We start from the raw sequence: 20,799 nt of genomic DNA, 5'->3' as shown, positions 1-20,799 counted from the left end.
CCGAACCTGCGGAGGCCCTCATGCCCCACCGTAATGCACCGTTGTCCGAGACTGGCAGGCTGCGCCTGGCCCGCTGCGTGGTCGAGGAACGGTGGCCACTACGCCGGGCCGCGGAACGTTTCCAGGTCTCACCCACCACCGCGAAACGCTGGGCCGATCGATATCGCACCGACGGGCCGGCGGGTATGACCGACCGTTCCTCACGCCCGCACCACAGCCCGGCCCGGACCTCGCAACGCACCGAACGGCGTGTCGTCAAGGTCCGGACCCTGCGCCGGTGGGGTCCGGCCCGCATCGCGTTCCTGCTCGGGCTGAACCCGGCCACCGTGCACCGGGTCCTGACCCGCTACCGCCTCGCCCGGCTCACCCACCTCGACCGGGCCACCGGCCGGGTGATCCGCCGCTACGAGCACGAACACCCCGGTGACCTGGTGCACGTCGACATCAAGAAACTGGGCAACATCCCTGACGGCGGCGGCCACCGCGTGCTCGGACGCCATGCCGGCACCCGCAACCGCTCGGCCATGCCCGGCGTCACCCGCGTGCGACGTGGCGAGCCCCGGCTCGGCTACCACTACCTGCACAACGCCGTGGACGACCACTCCCGCCTGGCCTATACCGAAATCCTGCCCGACGAGACCAAGGAAACCGCCACCGCCTTCTGGTCACGCCCCCACACCTGGTTCACCGCCCAGGGCATCACCGTCACACGAGTGCTGACCGACAACGGCTCCTGTTACCGATCCCAGCTCTGGCGCGACACCCTCACCACAGCCGGGATCAGCCACAAACGCACGCGGCCCTACCGGCCCCAGACCAACGGGAAAGTCGAACGCTACAACCGCACCATGCTCGACGAATGGGCCTACGCACGCCCCTACCGCACCGAAACCGAACGCCGTGAAGCCCTGCCCGCCTGGCTGCACACCTACAATCACCACCGCGGACACACCGCACTCGGCGGCCTACCACCCACCAGCCGCGTCCCCAACCTCTCGGGTCAGTACACCTAGGCCAGCTCCTTGACGGCCGGGCCCGCCGTGACTCGCTCCCGCGTGACCCGGCGGCGCCGGGTTGGCAGCCCGAGCGCCGGGTTGGCGACACCCCAGGCGGCGCCCTTGCAGATCAGCTCCTTGTAGACGGCGGCGAGCCGTCCGGTCAGGGCCGCCGACACGGCGCGGTCGTCGGCGGTGACGTACTGGATCACGCCCTCCCTGCGGCCGAGCGAGATGCACTGGTTGAAGTAGCGGAGCGGCGCGTTCGGGAGCTTCCCGCCGGTCAGCCGCGCCGCGATCGAGTCGGCAGCCTGCCACGCCATCGGCGTGCCCGAAGCGCACGACATCCGGAGCGGCTTGTTTCCTGCGCCGATCGCGAAGGCCGCGTCACCGATGGCGTAGACGTCCGGGTGCGAGACCGAGCGCATGGTCCCGTCGACCACGATCTGACCGGTGCTGGTGACCTCCAGGGAGGTCTCCTTCGCGATCGGGTGGACCGCGAAACCGGTGGTCCACACGGTGACCGAGGCCGGGATGGCCTTTCCGTCGGCGGTGGTGACGTGGCCGGCTTCGACGCCGGTGACGGCGGCATGTTCGTGCACGGTGATCCCGAGTTTGCCGAAGACCTGCCGCAGGTGACCGCGGCCCTTGGGCGAAAGCCAGTCGCCGAGGCCTCCGCGGGCGGCGAGGGCGACGTCGAGGTCCGGGCGGGCCTCAGCGATCTCGGTCGCGGCCTCCAAGCCGGTGAGTCCGCCGCCGACGACGACCACGGTCTGTCCGGCGTCGAGGCCGGCCAGGCGCTCGCGCAGCCGGAGCGCTCCGGGGCGGCTGGCGATCTCGTACGCGTGCTCGGCGGTCCCGGGGACGCCCTGAGCGTTCCAGCCGCTGCCGAGGGCGTAGACGAGCGTGTCGTAGGCGAGTTGCCCGGCGCCGTTCGCGTCGATGACGCCGACGGTCTTGCGATCGACGTCGACGCCGGTGACCCTCGCCACCCTGAATTCGACACCGGTGCCCGCGAACATCTCACCGAAGGGCCGGGGCTTGAGGGTCTGGCCGGTGGCGAGCTGGTGCAGGCGGACGCGCTCGACGAAGTCGGGCTCGGCGTTGACGAGGGTGATGGCGACCTCCTCGCGGTGGAGCCGCTTGGCGAGGCGCCCGGCGGCGATGGCCCCGGCGTATCCGGCGCCGATGACGACGATGCGGTGCTGCATGTCCGTGCTCCTGTCTGACGAGATTCGCCACTTGAACCGGGCGGTCCGCCGTTTACTGACAGGCAGGAGCGTGATGTGAAGCACCTCACACGAGGGTCAGAACGCCTCGAACAGCGGTCGTCCGTGGTCAGAGGCCGCGAACCGCTCGGTCGCGCGCTCCAGCTTGTCGGGGTTGACCTGGCTACGGACGGCGGCGACGCCCTCGGCGGTGACCTGCAGGCACATGACGCCGACGACCCGGCCGTCCACGACGGCCACGGCGGCGGGATCACCGTTGGCGGTCCAGGCGTAGACACCGGGCGAGCCGCCGACCACCGCCCGCTTGGCGGCGGCGGGTTTGAACAGTCCCCACAGGAACCGCGCGACCGCGTGGGCTCCCTCGAACGCCTTGGCGCGAGCCGGAACCTTCCCGCCGCCGTCGCCGATCGAGATCGCGTCCGCGGTGAGCAGCCGCACGAGCGGCCCGGTCTGGCCGCTGGTGGCGGCAGCCAGGAACTCCTCGACGATCCGCCGGGCGGCAACCCCGTCAATCTCGGTACGGGTCTTGCCGTCCGCGACGTGCTTCTTCGCGCGATGGAGGATCTGCTGGCAGGCGGTCTCGGTGATGTCGAGGATCTCGGCGATCTCCCGGTGCGGGTAGTCGAAGGCTTCCCGCAGCACGTACACGGCCCGCTCCCTGGGGGACAAGCGCTCCATGAGGGTGAGGACCGCGTACGAGACCGATTCGCGCTGCTCGGCGGTGTCGGCCGGGCCGAGCATCGGGTCCCCGGCGAGCAGCGGCTCGGGAAGCCACTGGCCCACATAGGTCTCGCGCCGCGCCCGCGCGGAGGTGAGCTGGTTGAGGCACAGGTTGGTGAGCACCTTGGTCAGCCAGGCTTCAGGCACCTCGATACGTGCGACATCGGCGGCCTGCCAGCGTAGGAACGTCTCCTGCACGGCGTCCTCGGCCTCCGTGGCGGAGCCGAGAAGCCGGTACGCGATGGCCTCCAGACGATGCCGGGAGCCCACGAACCGGTCGACGTCGTCCGAGGCCATGGGCATGGCTCCGATCCTAGGCGAGTCGGTGGCAGACGGTTACGCACGCCGCTTCCGCATGACGGTGGGTAGGAGCAGCGCCTCGGCGCCGACCGGTCGGAAGCCGGCAGCGTGGAACGCGCGGATGCTGCGCGCGTTGCCCGCGGCCTGCTGCGACCAGACCGGTTCTCCGGCCGGTACGAGGTGGCGGGCGGCAACGGCCAACGCGCGGCCCAGCCCTTGGTGGCGTGCCTGCTGGTCCACCTCGATCGCAGTCTCCCAGCGGCCCGCTACCCCTCGACCGAGGATGACGAGCCCGCCGTCGGCGGCCCAGACGCGCACGTCGTCCCGACGCAGACGTGCTCTAACCACCCGGGGGTGGTCCGGGTCGGCTATTTCGCGCAGCCGTACTGGTGGCTCTCCAGGCAGTGATGTCGCCACTGTCAGCAGGTCGATGGTGTCGGTGGATCGGCCGGTGCGATCGAGCAACGCGGTGAGGAAGCGTGGGTTCATCGTGGCTGCCAGCTCGTCACAGGCGAGGTCGGCCACGATGGTGTGCACCCAATGCGGATCTTCGTCGGTGAACACCACTGAGTGCGCGGTGAAAGCGATCACCCCGGCATCTCGTCGGTTGGGTTGCGGGATCACAGTCGTGCCACCGTCTGGCGGTGGGAACCGCCCGCCAGCCGCCGCGTCCAGAATCTCCGCCAGTGTCTGGCCCATGCCGTTGGCTCCTCCCGATGCTTCCCGAGCCGGTCGCTGATGGCCACGACGCGGTCATCGACCCGCACGTGTCATCGTCGCTGAGTACGCAACCGTGGCAGACGCCACCGTAGGCACGGTGGCCGTGCCGATTGCGGCAAGGGGCCGAGGCCGAGTGTGAACGCGGTGATGCTCAGATGGCCCGCGCCCGGGGCCGCTCTCCGGCCACTTCCAGTGCCTGCCGGGCTCAGTACGGCGGGCGGGCCTCAGCCGGGAGGCGCAGCGACGGCAGCAGGCCGGCCAGCTCGTCCGGGTCGGCCACCGGGCCCGGGAAGGCCAGCCGGACCCGCCGCCGGGCGCCGGGGCGGCCGAGGATGACCACCAGCCCGTAGCGGTCGATGCGCACCACCCGAGGCGGCCCGTCGGGCGTCTGCTCGGTCAGCCCGAGCTGCCGGCGCAGGTACTCGGTCACCTGCGAAGCGTCGCGCTCGGCGAGGTCGGCCAGCAGCCGCGCCTCGACCGGGTGCACCGGGTCCGGCTCGGCCTCGGCGTACTCCCCCGGGTCGATCCGCTGCACGACACCGGCACGCTCCCAGCGAACCTCGACCACCTCGAAGCGGAACAGCCGGAACCGGACGCCCAGGTCGAGCAGGTCGCCTGTCGGGTCCACCACGGCGAAGTCGACCGCCGCGCTGCGGGCCTCCGCGCCGTGCAGCTCGGCGGCCCAGCCCGAGACCCACGCACGGCCCAGGCCCGGGGCGCCGGCCGCGGGCGGCAGGTCGAGCACGTCGAGGACCACCGCCACATCGCCACCCCCGGCGACCGGTCGCAGCGCGGCGGCCAGGTGACTGGCCACCGGCACCAGGAGCAGCACCCGGCCGTCCGGATCGGTCACGTGCCGGGCGTGGTGCGGGCCCGGCCGATGGGCCAGATGGACGAGACCGGGCAGCCGGCCGGCGACGAGGGTACGAACGATCTCGGCGGGGCTGGGCCGCATGGGCGCGACCTCCTTCAGAGGTTAGGCTTACCTAACCGGAGCGTAAAGCACGCGGCCGACGGCGTCCACCGTCTCGGCGCAGGTGGACGCCGGTCCGTTACCGGGTCTGCTCCAGCCACGAGGCGTACAGCAGGCCGTAGATCGAATCGGGGTCGCGAACCAGTTCGTCGTGCGGGCCGCGCTGCACGATCCGCCCCCGGTCCACCACGATCACCTCGTCGGCGGCCTGCGCCGTGGAGAGCCGGTGCGCGATCGCCAGGGTGGTCCGGCCCCGGGTCACCGCGTCCAGGGTGCGTTGCAACCGCACCTCCGTCGCCGGGTCGACCGCGCTGGTCGCCTCGTCCAGCACCAGCAGGTCCGGATCGGCCACGTACGCCCGGGCCAGCGCGACCAACTGCCGCTCCCCCACGCTGAGCGCCTCCCCGCGCTCGCCGACCGGAGTGTTCAGGCCAGCCGGCAAGCCGTCCAGCCAGTCCGCCAGGCCCAGCTCGGTGAAGGCGGCGCCGAGCTGCTCGTCGGTCAGCTCCGGCCGGGCGAACCGGACATTGTCCCCCACTGTCGCGTCGAACAGGAACCCGTCCTGCGGCACCATCACCACTCGCGAACGCAGCGAGTCGAACCGGACCTCCGCCAGCGGAACCCCGGACAGCAGCACCGCGCCCGCCGACGGATCCATCAGCCGGGTGAGCAGCTTGGCGAACGTGGTCTTGCCGCTGCCGGTCTCGCCGACCACCGCCACCCGACTCTTCGCCGGGATCTCCAGGTCGATGTCCTGCAACACCGGCGGGCCACCGGGATAGGCGAACCGCACCCCGGCGAACCGGATGTCCAGCGGCCCGCCCGGCAGGTCCCGCCCCTGCTCCCCCGGGTCAGCCACGTCCGGAGCGACATCCAGCACGTCCAGCACCCGACGCCAGCCCGCGATCGCGTTCTGCGCCTCGTTGAGCACCTCGGTGGCGATCTGCACCGGCTGGATGAAGAGCGTCACCAGGAAGAGGAACGCGGTCAGCTGGCCGATCGACAACGTGCCGTCCACCCCCAGCGTCACCCCGAGCACCACCACGCCGGCCAGCGCCACCCCAGCCGCCAGCTCACCGACCGAGCTGCCCACGATGCTGATCCGGATCGCCCGCTGCTGCGCCAGGCGCTGACTGTCGATGGCGTCGTCCAGCCGCCGCGCGGTCCGGCCCGCGATGCCGTACGACCGGATCACCGGCGCACCCACCACGCTCTCGCCGATCGCGCCGAGCAGCGTGCCGGTGCGCTGACGCACCGTCGCGTACGCCGCGCCGAGGCGGCGCTGCAACTGCCGGATGATGAACACCGCCGGCAGGAACGCCACCAGCACCACCAGGGTCAACTGCCAGGAGTACGCGAGCATGACGATCGTGGTGACCACCAACTGGCCGAGGTTGACCAGCAGGATCACCCCACCCCACTGGAGGAACTGGGTGATCTGGTCGACGTCGCTGGTCACCCGGGAGACCAGCGAGCCGCGCCGCTCCGACTGCTGGTGCAGCATCGACAGGTCGTGCACGTGCCGGAACGCCCGGGTCCGCACGTTGGCCAGCGCCGTCTCGCTGACGGTGAACAGCCGGCGCATCATCAGGTAGCCGCAGAGCGTGGTGACCGCGAGGATCGCCGCGGTGATCACCGCCACCGACCAGACCACGTCCAGGTTCAGGCCACCGACGATGCCGCGGTCGATGCCCTGCTGCACGGCGACCGGTACGGCCACCCGGCCGACCATGTAGACCAGCGCCAGGGCCAGCGTGCCGGCCAGCCCGGTCCGCAGCTCCGGCGAGAGCGCCAACCCCCGGCGCAGGGTCTGCCAGGTCGTCTCCACCCGCTCTGCCCGCTCATCAGTCTGCGCGCTCACCGGGCCAACCTTTCGTTCGCGACTGCGGGGCTCCGCTTCGCTGCACTCCTCGCGCTCACCGGTCCACCTCGATCTCCAGGCCCGACGGCAGCGGGGCGACCTCTTCGTCCTCGTATGAGCGCTCCTGCGCGCGCTCGACCTCCGCCTGCTCGTAGGCGGTCACCAGGTCGGCGTAGCCGGGCACGGTGGCCAGCAGCTCGGTGTGCGTACCCCGGGCCACCACCCGTCCCTGCTCCACGTAGATGACCTCGTCGGCCATCGCGATGGTGGCCCGGCGGTACGCCACCACCAGGATCGACGCGGCCGGCACTCCCGGCTGGGACGCCGACGAGCGCAGCCCGGCCAGGATGGCCGCCTCCACCCGGGGGTCCACGGCGCTGGTCGCGTCGTCGAGCACCAGCAGGCGCGGCCGGCCGGCCATCGCGCGGGCCAGGGTGAGCCGCTGCCGCTGGCCGCCGGAGAGCGAGGTGCCCCGCTCGCCGACCATGGTGTCCAGCCCGTCGGGCAGCGCCGCCACGAACCCGTCCGCCTCGGCGAGCCGCAGCGCCGCCCAGACGTCCTCGTCGTCGATGCCCGGCCGGTCGAGGGCGATGTTGGCCCGGACCGTGTCGTCGAAGACGAACGGCACCTGGGCGACCAGGGCCACCGTGCCGGCGAGCGACGCGGCGGTCAGCTCGCGCACGTCCACCCCGTCCAGCTCGACGGTGCCGGCGTCCGGGTCGACCAGTCGCACCGCCAGCGAGGCGATGGTGGACTTGCCGGCGCCGGTCGGGCCGACCAGAGCCACCGTCCGCCCGGCGGGCACCGTGAAGCCGACCTCTCCGAGCACCTGCGCACCGGACTGGTGCGCCTCGGCGGGCGGGTAGGAGAAGTGCACGTCGGTGAAGGTGAGGGCGGCCGGGCCCGGGGTGGCCGGGTCGAGAACCACCCGCCCGTACGGCATCTCGCCGGTCGCGTCGAGGACCCGGCGGACCCGGTCCCAGCCGGCGACGCTGCGCGGCAGCTCGGCCAGCACCCAGCCGATGGCCCGCACCGGGAAGGCCAGCACGGTGAAGAGGAAGGCTACGCTGACCAGCTCCGTGACGCTGATCGCGCCCTGCCGCAGCCGGAACGCCCCGACCACCAGCACGGCCAGGGTGCCGAGGCTGGGCAGCGTCTCCAGCAGCGGGTCGAAGACGCCGCGCAGCCGGCCGACCGCGATCAACGCGTCACGCAGCTCACCGGCCCGACCGGCGAACCGGGCGGTCTCCTGCGCCTCGCGGCCCATCGTCTTGACCACCAGGGCACCGTCGAAGCTCTCGTGGGCGATCCCGCTGACCTCGGCGCGCAGCCGCTGAGCCCGGGCCTGCCGGGGCGCCATCCGGCGGGAGTAGACCACGTTGAGCGCGAACAGCGCGGGGAAGACCGCGAGGCCGACCAGGGCCAACGCCCAGTCGGTGGCGAACAGCGAGACGATCGCGCCGACCAGCATCACCAGCGTGCCGACCGCGAAGGGCAGCGGCGCGATCGGGTACCAGGCAGCCTCCACGTCGGAGTTGGCGTTGGAGAGCAGCGTGCCGGTGGCGTTGCGGTGGTGCCAGGACAGCGGCAGGTCCAGGTAGCGGCGGGTGACGCGGCGGCGGTAGGCCGCCTGGAGGCGGTACTGCATATAGCCGGCGCCGAGTCGGCGGCCGAAGATCCCCACCACCCGCAGCACGCTGATCCCGAACAGCGCGACCGCGGCCAGCGCCAGGGTGCCGGTGGCCACCTCGCCGCGGGCGATGGCCGGTACCACCACGTCGCCGACGACCCCGCCGACCACGTACGCGCTGACGATGACCATCGCGCCGAACAGCACGCTGCCGACCACCGCCACCGTGAAGATCCGTGGCTGCTCCCGGATCGCCTGCCGGAGAACCCCCAGCCCCCGGCCGAGCACATCCCGACTTGTCTTACTCGCCACGCTCTCCCCCGCCGTAAGCCGCAATTATCTCCCTCATCCTTACCGGTCCGGACCACCCCTGCCGACTCGGACCGGATATGTCGACCGTCACGTACCGGACGGCGGGACCGGCTCGACGTCGACCCGAGATCCGCCGGCGCGCGCTCACGGGCCCCCGGGCCTACCATCGGGGCCATGCCGCGGTATGCCCGAGCCGAGCGCCAAGCGCTGGCCGACCTCATGCTGGCCCTCGGGCCGGACGCTCCGACGATCAACGAGGGCTGGGCCACCCGCGACCTCGCCGCGCACCTGGTGCTGCGGGATCGCCGCCCGGACGCGGCCAGCGGCCTCGTGCTGGCGCCGCTGCGTGGGTACGCCGAACGGGTCCGTCTCCGGCTCGCCGCCCAGCCCTATCCCGAGCTGGTGGCGCAGGTGCGCCGGCCGCCGGTGTGGAGCCCGGTCAGCAACCCGGTGACCGACGAACTGGCCAACACGCTGGAGTTCTTCATCCATCACGAGGACGTGCGGCGGGCCGGCTCGGGATGGCTGCCGCGCGAGCTGTCGCCCGGCCTGCAGGCCGCGCTCTGGAAGCGGGCCGCCCCGATGGCCCGGCTGGCGCTGCGCCGCTTCCCTGCGGACCTGTACGTGCAGGCGCCCGGGCACGGCGAAATCTCGGTCGGCCGCGGCGGTGAGCCGCTGCGGGTGGTCGGCGCCCCGGCCGAGCTGGCCCTGTTCCTCTCCGGCCGGCAACGGGTGGCCCGCGTCCAGTTGGACGGCCCGGCCTCCTCCGCGCAGCAGCTGCGTAACGCCAGCCTGGGCATGTAACTTTCTGTGCCTGATCGGTCACTTTCCCGGTACGGAACGACCCGCACCCAACGATCCTGACCGATCCCTACTCCCGTACGCTTCACCGCGCCGTTCCGCGCCGGGGCGGCACGAGTGGGGGCGGACCATGCGGAGTTTCGCAATCTCGGCGCTGGAGGAGCCCCCCTTCCCGGCGGGGCGCCATGAGGCCACGGATCGGGTGGCGAGCGAGAGCGTCGAGTGGGCGCGCGTGTTCGGGCTGGTCGATTCCGGACACCGAGTTCACCGGCTGCAACGGGCGGATGCCGCCGGCCTGGCCGGCCGGGCCTGCCCGGACGGGCCGGTGGACGGGTTACGGCTGCTCACCGACCTGATCTCCTGGCTCTTCGTGATGGACGACGCCTGCGACGAGGACGGCCTCGGCGCCGACCCGAGCCGGCTGGCACCGGCGATCGGCACCCTGCTCGACGTGCTGGACCGGTGCGGTGACCCGGACATCGTGCCGTCCGCCGTTGGGCCGCTGGGTGACGCGCTGCACGACCTGTGCCGCCGCGCCCGGGCGCTGGGCCACCCGGCACTGCTGCTGCGGTTCGTCAGCCAGTTGAGGGAGTACCTGCTGGCGCTGCTCTGGGAGGCGGCCAACCGGGAGCGCCGGCGGGTGCCCGAGGTGGCGGAGTACGTCCAACTGCGCCGACACATCGGCGGCGTGCACCCCTGCCTCACCCTGACCGACCTCGCGTCGAAGGAGCCGCCCGGGTCGGCCCGACGCGCCGATCCGGCACTGCTCACCCTGGACCTGCTGGCGGTCGACCTGGTCTGCTGGTGCAACGACCTCTTCTCCTACGGCAAGGAGACCCAGGTCGACCCGGACGCGCACAACCTGGTGACGGTGATCGCCCAGGAGAGCGGCACGGACGAGGCGGACGCCCTGCGGGCGGCGGCGGACCGGTTCAACCGAGGGCTGGCGGCGTACCTGACCGTGGAGGAAGCGCTGCTGGCCGGCGGGGACGACGGGTTGCGCCCCGCGCTCGCCGCCCGGCGCAACTGGGTCCGGGCCACCTACGACTGGTCACTCGTGGCCGCCCGGTACGCCTGATCTGGCCGTACCGGTTGGTGGGATGGCACCCCCGGACGATCACCGGGGCTAGCCGATGTCCGGTGACAGGCAATACCCTTCGGTAACCACTTTGACGTGACGACCGTCACGCCACCACCCCCGAAGGCGGCTACAGCGATGGCTCTCGATGTCCCGTACCGCTCCATCCCGGACATGTTCCTCAAGCGCGTGGCGGCCACCCCCGACCGGCACGCGTTCGCCTCCCCCAACCCCGACAATTCGGGTCCCGTCTGGCTGACCTGGGACCAGGTCGGCCAACGCGCCAAGGCGGTCGCCGCCGGCCTGCACGGCCTGGGCGTCGGCCAGGAGGATCCGGTCGCGATCCTCGCCAACACCCGGCTGGAGTGGGTGATCGCCGACCTCGGCATCATGTGCGCCGGCGGGGCGACCACCACCGTCTACCCGACCACCGAGCCGACGGACGCGACCTACATCATCGCCGACTCCGGTTCGAAGGTGCTGTTCGCGGAGAACCCGGCCCAGGCCGCCAAGATCGCCGGCGCCGACCTGCCCGCGCTGACCCACGTGGTGCTGCTCGACGGCGTCGCCGACGAGGCCGCCGCGATCCCCCAGCTCACGCTCGCCGACCTGGAGGAGCGGGGCACCCGTGCACTGGCCGCCGAGCCGGATCTGATCGACATGCTGGTGGCCGGCATCGGCCCGGAGCACCTGGCCACCCTGATCTACACCTCCGGCACCACCGGTCAGCCCAAGGGCGTCGAGCTGCTGCACGGCGGCTGGTGCTGGGAGGCCGTGGCGCAGGCCGAGGTCGGGCTGCTGCGCGACGACGACCTGCAGTACCTGTGGCTGCCGCTGGCCCACTCGTTCGGCAAGACGCTGCTCTGCGGCGCCATCCACGTCGGCCTGCCCACCTATGTGGACGGACGGGTGGAGAAGCTGGTCGACCTGCTCTCGGTGATCCGACCGACGCTGATGTGCGGCGCTCCCCGGGTGTTCGAGAAGGTCTACAACAAGGCGGTGACCACCGCGCAGGGCGGCGGCGGCGCGAAGGCGAAGATCTTCGCCTGGGGCGTCCGGGTCGGCAAGGCGAAGGTGGCCCTGGAGCAGGCCGGCAAGCCGGTGCCGGCCGGGCTGAAGCTGCGCTACGGGGTGGCCGAGAAGCTGGTGTTCAGCAAGCTCCAGGCCCGCCTGGGCGGTCGGATGCGCGTACTGGTCTCCGGTGCCGCTCCGCTCAGCCCGGAGATCGCCACCTTCTTCGCCGCCGCCAACCTGCCGATCTCCGAGGGCTACGGCCTGACCGAGACCAGCGCCGGCAACTTCGTCAACCCGCCCTCGGGGTTGCAGATCGGCACGGTGGGACGGGCGATGGGCGACCTGGAGTGCCGGATCGACACCGACGGGGAGATCCTGGTCCGTGGCCGGCCGGTGATGCGCGGCTACCACAACCTGCCGGAGGAGACCGCCGCCGCCTTCACCGAGGACGGCTTCTTCCGCACCGGTGACATCGGCAGCCTCGACGAGCAGGGCTACCTGCGGATCACCGACCGGAAGAAGGACCTGGTCAAGACCTCGGGCGGCAAGTACATCGCGCCCTCGCACATCGAGGGGATGTTCAAGGCGATCTGCCCGTACACCTCGCAGGCGATCGTCGTCGGGCAGGCCCGCAACTTCTGCACGATGCTGGTCACCCTGGACCCGGATGCGATCCAGGGCTGGGTCGCTGGCGGCCCCCTGGAGGGCCGCGACTACTCCGCCATCGTCTCCTCGCCGGAGGCCCAGGCGATGGTCGAGGAGTACGTCGCCCAGCTCAACGCCAAGCTCAACCGCTGGGAGACGATCAAGAAGGTGGCGATCCTGCCGCGCGACCTGACCATCGAACACGGCGAGATCACCCCGTCGTTGAAGATCAAGCGCCGCGGTGTGGAGAGCAACTTCGCCGCCGAGATCGACAAGATGTACGCCGGCACCCTCGCCGAGCTCTGAGCCGACCGTCGGTGGCCTCGCACCCGCCCGGGTGCGGGGCCGCTGGCGTTCACAGGTGCCGCCCCCGCCAGTGCGTCTGGTCGGCCTCGGCGGCCAGTTGCTCGGTCAGCGCCACCTCGCGCACCTGCCGGCGCAGCGTCGCGTCCACCACCGTCTGCACCACGGTGGCCGCCAGGACGACCAGACCGAGCAGCCCCAGCGCGAGCAGCTCCGGCAGTCGGGCCGCGACCGGCATCAGCACGACGATCAGCCCCATCGCCACGGCCGACGGCCGGCGCAGGGTGTCGAGCCCACGCCACCCGAGGGCCACCAGCGCCAGCAGGTACAGGGCCACCCCGCCGTACAGGGTCAGCAGGTCGAAGCCGGGCAGCGGCACACCCCAGCTCGGCGTGGACGGGTCTGCCGCGTCGGCGAGCAGCCCCTTGAGGCCCAGCGCGAACAGAATCGTCCCGGCCACCATCGGCAGGTGCAGGTAGGTGTACGCGCTGCGGGCCAGCGCGCGGCGCTGGTCCTGATCACGGGTCCGGTGCAGTCGCTGCTCCAGCGCCAGGGCGAGGGTGTCGAAGTACGCCCACCAGAGCGCGGCGACCACGGCGATGCCCAGTACCGCCGCGATGATCACCGGCCAGGTCAGCGGTAGGCCGGTGATGAACCCGGGGCCGAGCCCGAGCGAGATGATCGACTCACCGAGTGCGACCAGAATGATCAGCGCGTGTCGCTCGGCCCAGTGTCCAGCCGAGACGAGCGTCCATCCGGTGCGGCGGAGCAGCAGGCCGAAGCCGTACTCGACGGCGATGGCGACCAGCCACAGCGTCAGCCGGATGCCGGTCCCGATCGGCACGTCGAACAGCCGCGGCGGCAGCAGCGGGGCGCTGACGATGAGCGCGGTGGAGATCAGCACCGGCACGGCGAGCAGCAACGAGCGGCGGCGCAGCCGCGGGTCGTACCGGACCACCCAGCCGAAGATCGCGACCTGGAACGCGCGGACCAGGAAGTAGCAGGTCACGAAGACCAGCGGGCCATACAGACCGCCGGGCGCGTCGCGGAACGCCTGGGGCATGCTCAGCGCGAAGACGAACGCCGCGGCCATGCTGGCGAAGCCGACCAACGGGACGATCCCCTGGTCGGTGCGCACCACGTTGCCGAAGGCGGCGAAGCTGGTCCAGCACCACCAGAGCAGGGCCAGCACCAGTAGGCAACGGATCAAGCCGGACGCGTTCGCATTGTCGGCGGTCAGCGTGGTGACGTTGAGGAAGGCGAAAACGAAGACCAGGTCGTAGAAGAGTTCCAGTCGGTTCGTGCGGGAACCGGGGGCGCCGGGCCGGATCCCGCGCGACCACCGGACCCCGCCTCCGCCGCCCATCCCGGCAGTCTGTCAGCACGGGGCGGACCGGCAGGCCCGATTGGATGACCTCGGCAGTCGGCCGGCGGCCCTGCGGGCGGGCCTGCCGATTGCTCGGCTCAGCGGGACGCGGGTGTGCGGCGGGACTCAGGCGATGACGGCTGGCTCCCGCCAGCGCTGCCGGCCGGTGCGGTCCAGGTCGTAGCGGACCGCGGCGATCCGCCCCACGGCCTCCACCAGGTCGGCGGCGGGCAGGGTGAACGGCAGCCGCAGGAACCGCTCGAGGGTGCCGTCGAGGCCGAACCGAGGACCGGGCGCCAGCCGGACGCCGACCTCCTCGGCGGCCCGGGCCAGCGCGCTGGAGACCGGGCCGTCCAGCTCGGCCCAGAGCGTCACACCGCCGCGCGGCACGGTGACCCGCCAGTCCGGCAGCCGGTGCGCCAGCGCGCCGAGCAGCGCGTCGCGCTGGGCGGCGAGCTGGACACGACGGCCCGCGACAATGGCCGCCGCGTCGGCGAGCAGGTGCACCGCGACCAGTTGGTCCAGCACGGGGCTGGCCATGTCCACACCGACCCGGACGGCGGCCAGCCGCTGCACCTGCGGCGCGGAGGCGCGTACCCAGCCGATCCGCAGGCCGCCCCAGTACGGCTTGCTCATCCCGCCGATCGTGACCACCCGGGAGTGCCGGTCGAAGGTGGCCGTCGGCGGGGGTAGCTCCGTGCCGTCCAGTGGCAGGTCCACGAAGGACTCGTCGATGACCAGGTCGGTGCCGACGGCGTGGGCGGCGGCCACCACCCGCTCACGCAGCGACGCCGGCATCAGGTGCCCGGTCGGGTTCTGGAACTCCGGGATCAGGTAGGCCAGCTTGGGCCGGGTCTGCCGGAGGCTGCCCAGCAGCAGATCGGACTCCCAGCCGCCGGCGTCGGCGGCCAGGCCGTGAGTGGTGATCCGGGCGCGCCGGCCGGCCAGCGCGGCGAGGGCGTTGGGGTAGGTCGGGGACTCGACCAGCACGCTGCCACCGGGGGCCAGGGCGAGCCGCAACACCAGGTCCAGTGCGTGCTGGGTGCCGCTGGTGACCATGATCTGGTCGGCCGAGGTGGGTAGGCCCCGGGCGGTGTACCCGTCGGCCACGGCCTCGCGCAGCTCGATGATGCCGGTCGGGTGGTAGCCGGCCCCGCCCAGGTAGCGGGGCAGGTCCTCGGCGGCGGCCCGGGCTGCCGCCAGCAGTTGCGGCGGGGCGGCCAGCGCGGCGACGCCGAGGTCGATCATCTCCCGGTCGTCCAGCGGGGTCCAGAGGCCGGTGCTGGCCACCCGGTGGTTGCCGGGCAGCATGGTCCAGCTCCCGGCGCCCCGACGGCTGGCCAGGTGCCCGGTCTCGCGCAACTGCCGGTACGCGGCGGTGACCGTGGTGCGGCTGATCCGCAGCGCCTCGGCCAGCTCCCGTTCGGCCGGCAGACGGACACCCAGCGGTAGCCGGCCGTCGGCGAGCAACCCGCGCACCGTGCTGGCCAGGGCGGCGTAGTCGGGGCTGCGCCGCCGACCCGGCAGGGCGTGCCACTGCCCGAGCAGGCGGGCCAATTGGACGCCCCTCAGCTCACCCGCCATGGCCACTCCTCCGATATTGGCTTCTCCCTCCGGGAGGATTGGCACCTAGGGTGGCATGCATGGCACTGATTGGCAATCTCCGGCACCGGCCGGCGCGACGGTTGGCCCAGCTCTACGTCGGGCTGGTCCTCTACGGGGTCAGCATGGCCCTGATGATCCGCTCCGGCCTGGGCCTGGACCCGTGGGACGTGTTCCACCAGGGGTTGTCCGAGCTGACCGGGCTCTCCTTCGGCACGGTCACCATCGCCGTCGGCGCGCTGGTGTTGCTGCTCTGGATCCCGCTACGGCAGCGGCCCGGTCTCGGCACGGTCAGCAACGTGGTGGTGATCGGCCTGGTGGTGGACGCCACACTGGCCCTGCTGCCGTCCGGCGGCCCGCTCGGCGTGCGGATCGCGCTGCTGGTTACCGGGATCGTCGCCAACGGGGCCGCCACCGGCATGTATCTCGGCGCCCGGTTGGGCCCGGGCCCGCGCGACGGGTTGATGACCGGCTTCGTGGCCCGCCGGCCCGGCTGGTCGATCCGGCTGGTGCGCACGGTCATCGAGGTCACCGTGCTGGCGCTGGGCTGGCTGCTGGGGGGCACGGTCGGCCTGGGGACCGTCGCGTACGCGCTGGCCATCGGTCCGCTGGCCCAACTCTTCATCCCGCTGTTCGCGGTGCCCGAACCGGACACCGCCGCACCCGCTCCGGCGACCGCCGCGCCGGCCGCGCCGGCCGTCTGAGCCCTCACCGACCGTTCGCGGACCGGCACGCCACGGTGGTGCGGCGGGCCGGATGGTGGGTGGGTGTTCCCTTCCGCGACGCTCGCCGTCATCATCTCTGCATGGGGGAGAACGGTTGGCGCTGGACCGATGCCTGGATCTTCGTGTCGCTGGTCATCGCGAGCGGGGCGGGGCGGCACCGTCGGTCGGCCACCAGCCGCCGGCCGGAGGGCGTCCGCCTGACCGACGTGCTCTCCACCGCCGATCACCTCAATCACGCGATCCCGCAGCGCCACGAGGTGGAGGCCGCGGTCCAGCGGCTGGTCGGCGCCGGGCTGGTCAGCGTCACGGACGGCTGGTTCCGGATCACCGCCGACGGCGAGCAGCTCTGGCGCACCAGGCCGCGCGCCGGGGTGGCGACCATGGTGGACACCGTGCAGGGCGTGCTGAGCCGCCGGCACGCGCCGGCCAGCGCCGACTGGAGCCTGGACGAGGCCGACCACGCGGCGGCCGTCCAGGAGTACATGGTCCGCTCGATCCCCACCCCCCGGCGTTCGCCGGAGGGTCAGTCCGGCGGGTACTGACCGGGCTCAGCGCACCGGGTGGCCGCCGCGGCGCAGCACGTCCTTGACCTCGGCCACGGTCAGCTCGCCGAAATGGAACACGCTGGCGGCGAGCACCGCGTCCGCGCCGGCGGCGATCGCCGGTGGGAAGTGCGCCACCTCGCCGGCGCCGCCGCTGGCGATCACGGGCACGTCCACCACCGCCCGTACCGCGGCGATCAGTTCCAGGTCGAAGCCCGCCTTGGTGCCGTCGGCGTCCATCGAGTTGAGCAGGATCTCCCCCGCGCCCAGCTCGGCCCCTCGCTGCGCCCAGTGCACCGCGTCGATCCCGGTGCCGCGCCGGCCGCCGTGCGTGGTGACCTCGAAGCCGCTGGGCGTGCTGCCGGCCGGGGCCCGGCGCACATCGAGGGAGAGCACCAGCACCTGCCGGCCGAACCGGTCGGCGATCTCGGTGATCAGCTCCGGCCGGGCGATGGCTGCGGTGTTCACGCCGACCTTGTCCGCGCCAGCGCGCAGCAGAGTGTCCACGTCAGCGACCTGCCGGATCCCGCCGCCGACGGTCAGCGGTATGAACACCGACTCGGCGGTGCGGCGCACCACGTCGAGCATGGTGCCCCGGTCGCTGGAGGACGCGGTGACGTCGAGGAAGGTCAGCTCGTCCGCGCCGGCCCGGTCGTAGGCGGCGGCCAGCTCCACCGGGTCGCCGGCGTCGCGTAGGTCGAGGAAGTTGACCCCCTTGACCACCCGCCCGGCGTCCACGTCCAGACAGGGGATCACGCGCACCGCCACCGTCATGCCGCGAAGCCTATCCTCCGCGCACGGCATGGCGGCCGACCCGTTCGGGCCGACCGCCGTGAACGAGGTCTGGGTCACACCCGGACGAGCATCTTGCCCAGGTTCTCGCCGCGCAACAGGCCGAGGAACGCCGCCGGGGCGTTCTCGATGCCGTCCACGATCGTCTCGTCGTAGGAGAGCTGGCCCTCGCGCAGCCAGCCGGCGACGTCCCGGACGAACGCCTCCCGCACGTGGCCGTGGTCGCGGACCAGGAAGCCGCGCAGGGTGAGCCGCTTGCCGATGACCAGCGCCAGGTTGCGCGGCGCGGCCGGCGGCTCGGTGTCGTTGTACTGCGCGATCATCCCGCAGATGGCCGCCCGGCCGTGCAGGTTCATCGCCGAGATCGCCGCCTCCAGGTGATCGCCGCCGACGTTGTCGAAGTAGACGTCGACGCCGTCCGGGGCGGCCGCCCGCAACGAGTCGCGGACCGGCCCGTCGTGGTAGTCGAACGCGGCGTCGAAGCCCAGCGCCCGCAGCCGCTGCACCTTGGCCGCCGAGCCGGCGCTGCCGACGACCCGGCCGGCGCCCTTGAGCTTGGCGATCTGGCCGACCAGACTGCCCACCGAGCCGGCCGCGGCGGAGACGAAGACCGTCTCGCCCGGCTTCATCGCGGCCACCTCGAGCAGCCCGGCGTACGCGGTCATCCCGGTCATGCCCAGCACGCTGAGGTACGCACTGACCGGGGCCAGGCTCGGGTCGACCTTGCGGGCGGCGCTGGCGTCGAGCAGCGCGTACTCCCGCCAGCCCAGCCCGTGCAGCACCGTGTCGCCGACCGCGACGTCGGCGGCCTCGCTGGCCACCACCTCGCCGATCGCCCCGCCGTCGAGTGGCGCGTCGAGCGCGTACGGCGGCACGTACGACTTGACGTCGTTCATCCGGCCGCGCATGTACGGGTCAACCGACATGTACTGGTTGCGGACCACGATCTGGCCCGGGCCGGGCGTCGGGACGTCGGTCTCGACGAGCCGGAAGGTCTCCTCGGTGGGCCAGCCCTGGGGGCGGCTGGCCAGGTGGATCTCACGGTTGCTGGTCACGGGGGTGGTCGTCCTCTCGTCCGCGGTCGGGGCCTGGGTCGGCGACGTCACGCCGCCAGGGTCTCGCGGACGGTCAGCGTGACGTCGACGTTGCCGCGGGTGGCGTTGGAGTACGGGCAGACCTGGTGGGCCTGCTCGACCACCTGCTCGGCGAGCTCCCGGGGAACGGCGGGCAGGTCGACGACGAGCTGCACGGTGAGCCCGAAGCCGCCGTTGCCGTTGGGGCCGATGCCGACCTCGGCGGCGACGACCGACCCGGTCACGTCGGCCTTGGCCCTGCGGCCCACCAGCCGCAGCGCGGAGTGGAAGCAGGCCGCGTAGCCGGCGGCGAAGAGCTGCTCGGGGTTCGCGGCACCACCGGCGCCACCCATCTCCTTCGGCACGGCAAGGTCGAGGGCGAACGTGCCGTCGGAGGTCTCGACGCGGCCGTCCCGGCCGTCGCCGCTGGCCGTGGCGGAAGCGGTGTAGAGCACCTGCATGATGGTCACTGCTCCTTCTGTCGATGGATGGTGTCGGTGACCCGGGTGAGGGTGTCATGCAACGCGACAAGCTCGTCGATGCCCAGCCCGGTGGCCTGGGCGATCCGCAGCGGGACGTCGCAGAGCTGCTGCCGCAGCGCGCGGCCCTGCTCGGTGAGGCCCACCTCGACCCGCCGCTCGTCGCGCGCCGACCGCCGCCGCACCACCAGGCCCGCCCCCTCCAGTCGCTTGAGCAGCGGGGAGAGCGTGCCGGAGTCCAGCTGCAGCTCGGCACCGAGCTCGGAGACCGTGGGGGCGTCGTCGGGGCGCTCCCAGAGCACCAGCAGCACCAGGTACTGCGGGTAGGTCAGCCCGAAGCCGTCGAGGATCGGCCGGTAGACGTCGGTCAGGGCGCGCGACGCGGCGTAGAGCGCGAAGCACACCTGCCGGCGCAGCACCAGGTCATCGGTCACCGGCAAACCATAGCCCACAATTAAGTTGTGCACAACCTATCGGGCCGAGGTTCGGCCAGGACGGCGATCACCGCGGGACCACCACCACCGCCTCAGCGGTCGGCGAGATACGCCTCCAGCTCCACCTCGACCAGGTGCTCCGGGTCCAGCAGGCCGGCGACCACCACCAGCGTCGCCGCCGGCCGGACCGCGCCGAAGACCGCGTTGTGCGCCCGACCAACCTCGTCCGCGTGCAGCCGATCGGTCACGTACATCCGAGTACGGACCACGTCGCCCGGCTCCGCGCCCACCTCGGCGAGCGCGGCCAGCCCGATCCGCAGCGCCTGTGCGGTCTGCGCGGCCGGGTCCCCGACGTGCACCACCCGGCCGTCCACCGTGGCCGTGCAGCCGGCCGTCCAGGCCAGATTGCCGGCCCGGACCACCCGGGAGTAGCCGTACCGCTGCTCCCACGGCCCGCCCGAGCCGAGACGGGTGACCGTCACGACTCGGCCAGCGTCCGCAGCGCCTCGGCCACCGTGAAGGCGCCCGCGTAGAGCGCCTTACCGGCGATCACGCCCTCCACCCCGAGCGGCTCCAGGGCGGACAGCGCCCGCAGGTCGTCCAGCGTGGACACACCACCGGAGGCGATCACCGGCCGGTCCGTACGACCGCACACCTCGCGCAGCAGGTCCAGGCTCGGCCCGCGCATGGTGCCGTCCTTGGTGATGTCGGTGACCACGTACCGGCAGGCGCCCGCCTTGTCCAGCCGCTCCAGCACCTCGTACAGGTCACCGCCGTCGCGGGTCCAGCCGCGTGCGGAGAGGGTACGGCCGCGCACGTCCAGCCCGATGGCGACCCGGTCGCCGTACTCCCCGACCACCCGGTCGCACCAGACCGGGTCCTCCAGGGCAGCGGTGCCGATGTTCACCCGGGCCGCCCCGGTGCCCAGCGCCGCGCGCAGCGACTCGTCGTCGCGGATGCCACCGGACAGCTCCACCTTCACGTCGAGCTGGCGCACCACCTCGGCGAGCAGGTGCGCGTTGGTCCCCCGCCCGAACGCCGCATCCAGGTCGACCAGGTGGATCCACTCGGCGCCGTCGCTCTGCCAGGCCAGCGCGGCGTCCAGCGGGTCACCGTAGATGCTCTCGCTTCCGACGGCGCCCTGCACAAGCCGGACGGCCCGGCCGTCGGCGACGTCCACGGCGGGTAACAGGGTGAGGCTCAAC

At 72.5% G+C, this 20,799-nt stretch carries 20 protein-coding genes; 6 read left to right on the top strand and 14 right to left on the bottom strand.

Annotated elements, in window-relative coordinates:
- Nucleotides 1-20 precede the first annotated feature (20 nt).
- Nucleotides 21-1,013 carry an IS481 family transposase gene (locus OG990_RS02600; RefSeq protein WP_406078878.1) on the top strand — a complete coding sequence of 331 codons (993 nt, stop codon included), beginning with the start codon at nt 21-23 and terminating at the stop codon, nt 1,011-1,013.
- Here the strand turns inward: OG990_RS02600 and OG990_RS02595 are convergent.
- The 6 genes from OG990_RS02595 to OG990_RS02570 all read right to left on the bottom strand — a co-directional run bounded on the left by OG990_RS02595 (nt 1,010) and on the right by OG990_RS02570 (nt 8,740).
- Entirely contained in the window at nt 1,010-2,206 is a 1,197-nt protein-coding gene (locus OG990_RS02595; protein ID WP_406078877.1) for an NAD(P)/FAD-dependent oxidoreductase, read from the bottom strand. The genes OG990_RS02600 and OG990_RS02595 overlap by 4 nt on opposite strands.
- Before the next feature lie 96 nt (nt 2,207-2,302).
- On the bottom strand, nt 2,303-3,247 hold the full coding sequence (sigJ, locus tag OG990_RS02590; RefSeq protein ID WP_406078876.1) for an RNA polymerase sigma factor SigJ: 945 nt from the start codon (nt 3,245-3,247) through the stop codon (nt 2,303-2,305).
- Between the two features lie 33 nt (nt 3,248-3,280).
- Nucleotides 3,281-3,943 (bottom strand): GNAT family N-acetyltransferase, encoded by a 663-nt coding sequence (locus OG990_RS02585; protein ID WP_328418845.1) that lies wholly within the window; start codon nt 3,941-3,943, stop codon nt 3,281-3,283.
- A gap of 226 nt (nt 3,944-4,169) precedes the next feature.
- The gene (locus OG990_RS02580) at nt 4,170-4,919 is read right to left on the bottom strand and encodes a DUF2470 domain-containing protein (protein WP_355605102.1); all 750 of its coding nucleotides are present in this window, start codon (nt 4,917-4,919) and stop codon (nt 4,170-4,172) included.
- 97 nt (nt 4,920-5,016) lie between these two features.
- The gene (locus OG990_RS02575; protein ID WP_355605099.1) at nt 5,017-6,798 is read right to left on the bottom strand and encodes an ABC transporter ATP-binding protein; all 1,782 of its coding nucleotides are present in this window, start codon (nt 6,796-6,798) and stop codon (nt 5,017-5,019) included.
- Nucleotides 6,799-6,853: 55 nt separating this feature from the next.
- On the bottom strand, nt 6,854-8,740 hold the full coding sequence (locus OG990_RS02570; protein ID WP_406078875.1) for an ABC transporter ATP-binding protein: 1,887 nt from the start codon (nt 8,738-8,740) through the stop codon (nt 6,854-6,856).
- Between the two features lie 174 nt (nt 8,741-8,914).
- On the opposite strand from OG990_RS02570, the gene OG990_RS02565 reads away from it, so the two are divergent.
- From OG990_RS02565 to OG990_RS02555, 3 genes are all read left to right on the top strand, one after another.
- Nucleotides 8,915-9,544: a TIGR03085 family metal-binding protein gene (locus OG990_RS02565; RefSeq protein WP_355605093.1), complete on the top strand. Its 630-nt coding sequence runs from the start codon at nt 8,915-8,917 to the stop codon at nt 9,542-9,544.
- 127 nt (nt 9,545-9,671) lie between these two features.
- Nucleotides 9,672-10,619 (top strand): terpene synthase, encoded by a 948-nt coding sequence (locus OG990_RS02560; RefSeq protein ID WP_406078874.1) that lies wholly within the window; start codon nt 9,672-9,674, stop codon nt 10,617-10,619.
- A gap of 138 nt (nt 10,620-10,757) precedes the next feature.
- Nucleotides 10,758-12,584 (top strand): long-chain fatty acid--CoA ligase, encoded by a 1,827-nt coding sequence (locus OG990_RS02555; RefSeq protein WP_328418851.1) that lies wholly within the window; start codon nt 10,758-10,760, stop codon nt 12,582-12,584.
- Between the two features lie 49 nt (nt 12,585-12,633).
- Here OG990_RS02555 and OG990_RS02550 read toward each other — a convergent pair whose 3' ends face one another.
- Nucleotides 12,634-13,947, bottom strand: a complete 1,314-nt coding sequence (locus tag OG990_RS02550) for a low temperature requirement protein A (RefSeq protein ID WP_406078873.1) — start codon at nt 13,945-13,947, stop codon at nt 12,634-12,636.
- A gap of 126 nt (nt 13,948-14,073) precedes the next feature.
- The gene (locus OG990_RS02545) at nt 14,074-15,531 is read right to left on the bottom strand and encodes a PLP-dependent aminotransferase family protein (RefSeq protein ID WP_355605085.1); all 1,458 of its coding nucleotides are present in this window, start codon (nt 15,529-15,531) and stop codon (nt 14,074-14,076) included.
- Between the two features lie 59 nt (nt 15,532-15,590).
- On the opposite strand from OG990_RS02545, the gene OG990_RS02540 reads away from it, so the two are divergent.
- A complete protein-coding gene (locus OG990_RS02540) occupies nt 15,591-16,253 on the top strand; it encodes a YitT family protein (RefSeq protein WP_386984013.1) in 663 nt (220 codons plus the stop codon).
- 101 nt (nt 16,254-16,354) lie between these two features.
- Nucleotides 16,355-16,816: a hypothetical protein gene (locus OG990_RS02535; protein WP_328418854.1), complete on the top strand. Its 462-nt coding sequence runs from the start codon at nt 16,355-16,357 to the stop codon at nt 16,814-16,816.
- Between the two features lie 6 nt (nt 16,817-16,822).
- Here OG990_RS02535 and hisF read toward each other — a convergent pair whose 3' ends face one another.
- The 6 genes from hisF to priA all read right to left on the bottom strand — a co-directional run bounded on the left by hisF (nt 16,823) and on the right by priA (nt 20,798).
- Nucleotides 16,823-17,590, bottom strand: a complete 768-nt coding sequence (gene hisF, locus OG990_RS02530) for an imidazole glycerol phosphate synthase subunit HisF (RefSeq protein ID WP_406078872.1) — start codon at nt 17,588-17,590, stop codon at nt 16,823-16,825.
- Nucleotides 17,591-17,664: 74 nt separating this feature from the next.
- Nucleotides 17,665-18,663, bottom strand: coding sequence for an NADP-dependent oxidoreductase (locus OG990_RS02525; RefSeq protein WP_355605076.1), 999 nt, complete (start codon nt 18,661-18,663; stop codon nt 17,665-17,667).
- A 47-nt stretch (nt 18,664-18,710) separates the two neighbouring features.
- Entirely contained in the window at nt 18,711-19,142 is a 432-nt protein-coding gene (locus OG990_RS02520; protein ID WP_355605148.1) for an organic hydroperoxide resistance protein, read from the bottom strand.
- A 5-nt stretch (nt 19,143-19,147) separates the two neighbouring features.
- Entirely contained in the window at nt 19,148-19,594 is a 447-nt protein-coding gene (locus OG990_RS02515; protein ID WP_406078871.1) for a MarR family winged helix-turn-helix transcriptional regulator, read from the bottom strand.
- Between the two features lie 92 nt (nt 19,595-19,686).
- A complete protein-coding gene (locus OG990_RS02510; RefSeq protein ID WP_355605071.1) occupies nt 19,687-20,076 on the bottom strand; it encodes a RidA family protein in 390 nt (129 codons plus the stop codon).
- A complete protein-coding gene (gene priA, locus OG990_RS02505) occupies nt 20,073-20,798 on the bottom strand; it encodes a bifunctional 1-(5-phosphoribosyl)-5-((5-phosphoribosylamino)methylideneamino)imidazole-4-carboxamide isomerase/phosphoribosylanthranilate isomerase PriA (RefSeq protein WP_328418859.1) in 726 nt (241 codons plus the stop codon). Before priA ends, OG990_RS02510 begins: the two co-directional genes overlap by 4 nt.
- Between the last annotated feature and the right edge of the window lies 1 nt (nt 20,799).

Origin of the sequence: Micromonospora sp. NBC_00858 (genome assembly GCF_045207365.1) — a bacterium.
Lineage (GTDB): Bacteria > Actinomycetota > Actinomycetes > Mycobacteriales > Micromonosporaceae > Micromonospora.
Note: the sequence above shows the minus strand (reverse complement) of the source record. Positions and strands in the feature narration are given on the sequence as shown.

Bases quoted from the DNA above. Each gene is read 5' to 3' on its own strand.
- OG990_RS02595 (WP_406078877.1), bottom strand. From the start codon at position 2,206: ATGCAGCACCGCATCGTCGTCATCGGCGCCGGATACGCCGGGGCCATC.
- OG990_RS02600 (WP_406078878.1), top strand. From the start codon at position 21: ATGCCCCACCGTAATGCACCGTTGTCCGAGACTGGCAGGCTGCGCCTG.
- sigJ (WP_406078876.1), bottom strand. From the start codon at position 3,247: ATGCCCATGGCCTCGGACGACGTCGACCGGTTCGTGGGCTCCCGGCAT.
- OG990_RS02520 (WP_355605148.1), bottom strand. From the start codon at position 19,142: ATGCAGGTGCTCTACACCGCTTCCGCCACGGCCAGCGGCGACGGCCGG.
- OG990_RS02555 (WP_328418851.1), top strand. From the start codon at position 10,758: ATGGCTCTCGATGTCCCGTACCGCTCCATCCCGGACATGTTCCTCAAG.
- OG990_RS02535 (WP_328418854.1), top strand. From the start codon at position 16,355: ATGGGGGAGAACGGTTGGCGCTGGACCGATGCCTGGATCTTCGTGTCG.
- OG990_RS02565 (WP_355605093.1), top strand. From the start codon at position 8,915: ATGCCGCGGTATGCCCGAGCCGAGCGCCAAGCGCTGGCCGACCTCATG.
- OG990_RS02580 (WP_355605102.1), bottom strand. From the start codon at position 4,919: ATGCGGCCCAGCCCCGCCGAGATCGTTCGTACCCTCGTCGCCGGCCGG.
- OG990_RS02540 (WP_386984013.1), top strand. From the start codon at position 15,591: ATGGCACTGATTGGCAATCTCCGGCACCGGCCGGCGCGACGGTTGGCC.
- OG990_RS02585 (WP_328418845.1), bottom strand. From the start codon at position 3,943: ATGGGCCAGACACTGGCGGAGATTCTGGACGCGGCGGCTGGCGGGCGG.
- OG990_RS02545 (WP_355605085.1), bottom strand. From the start codon at position 15,531: ATGGCGGGTGAGCTGAGGGGCGTCCAATTGGCCCGCCTGCTCGGGCAG.
- hisF (WP_406078872.1), bottom strand. From the start codon at position 17,590: ATGACGGTGGCGGTGCGCGTGATCCCCTGTCTGGACGTGGACGCCGGG.
- OG990_RS02560 (WP_406078874.1), top strand. From the start codon at position 9,672: ATGCGGAGTTTCGCAATCTCGGCGCTGGAGGAGCCCCCCTTCCCGGCG.
- OG990_RS02550 (WP_406078873.1), bottom strand. From the start codon at position 13,947: ATGGGCGGCGGAGGCGGGGTCCGGTGGTCGCGCGGGATCCGGCCCGGC.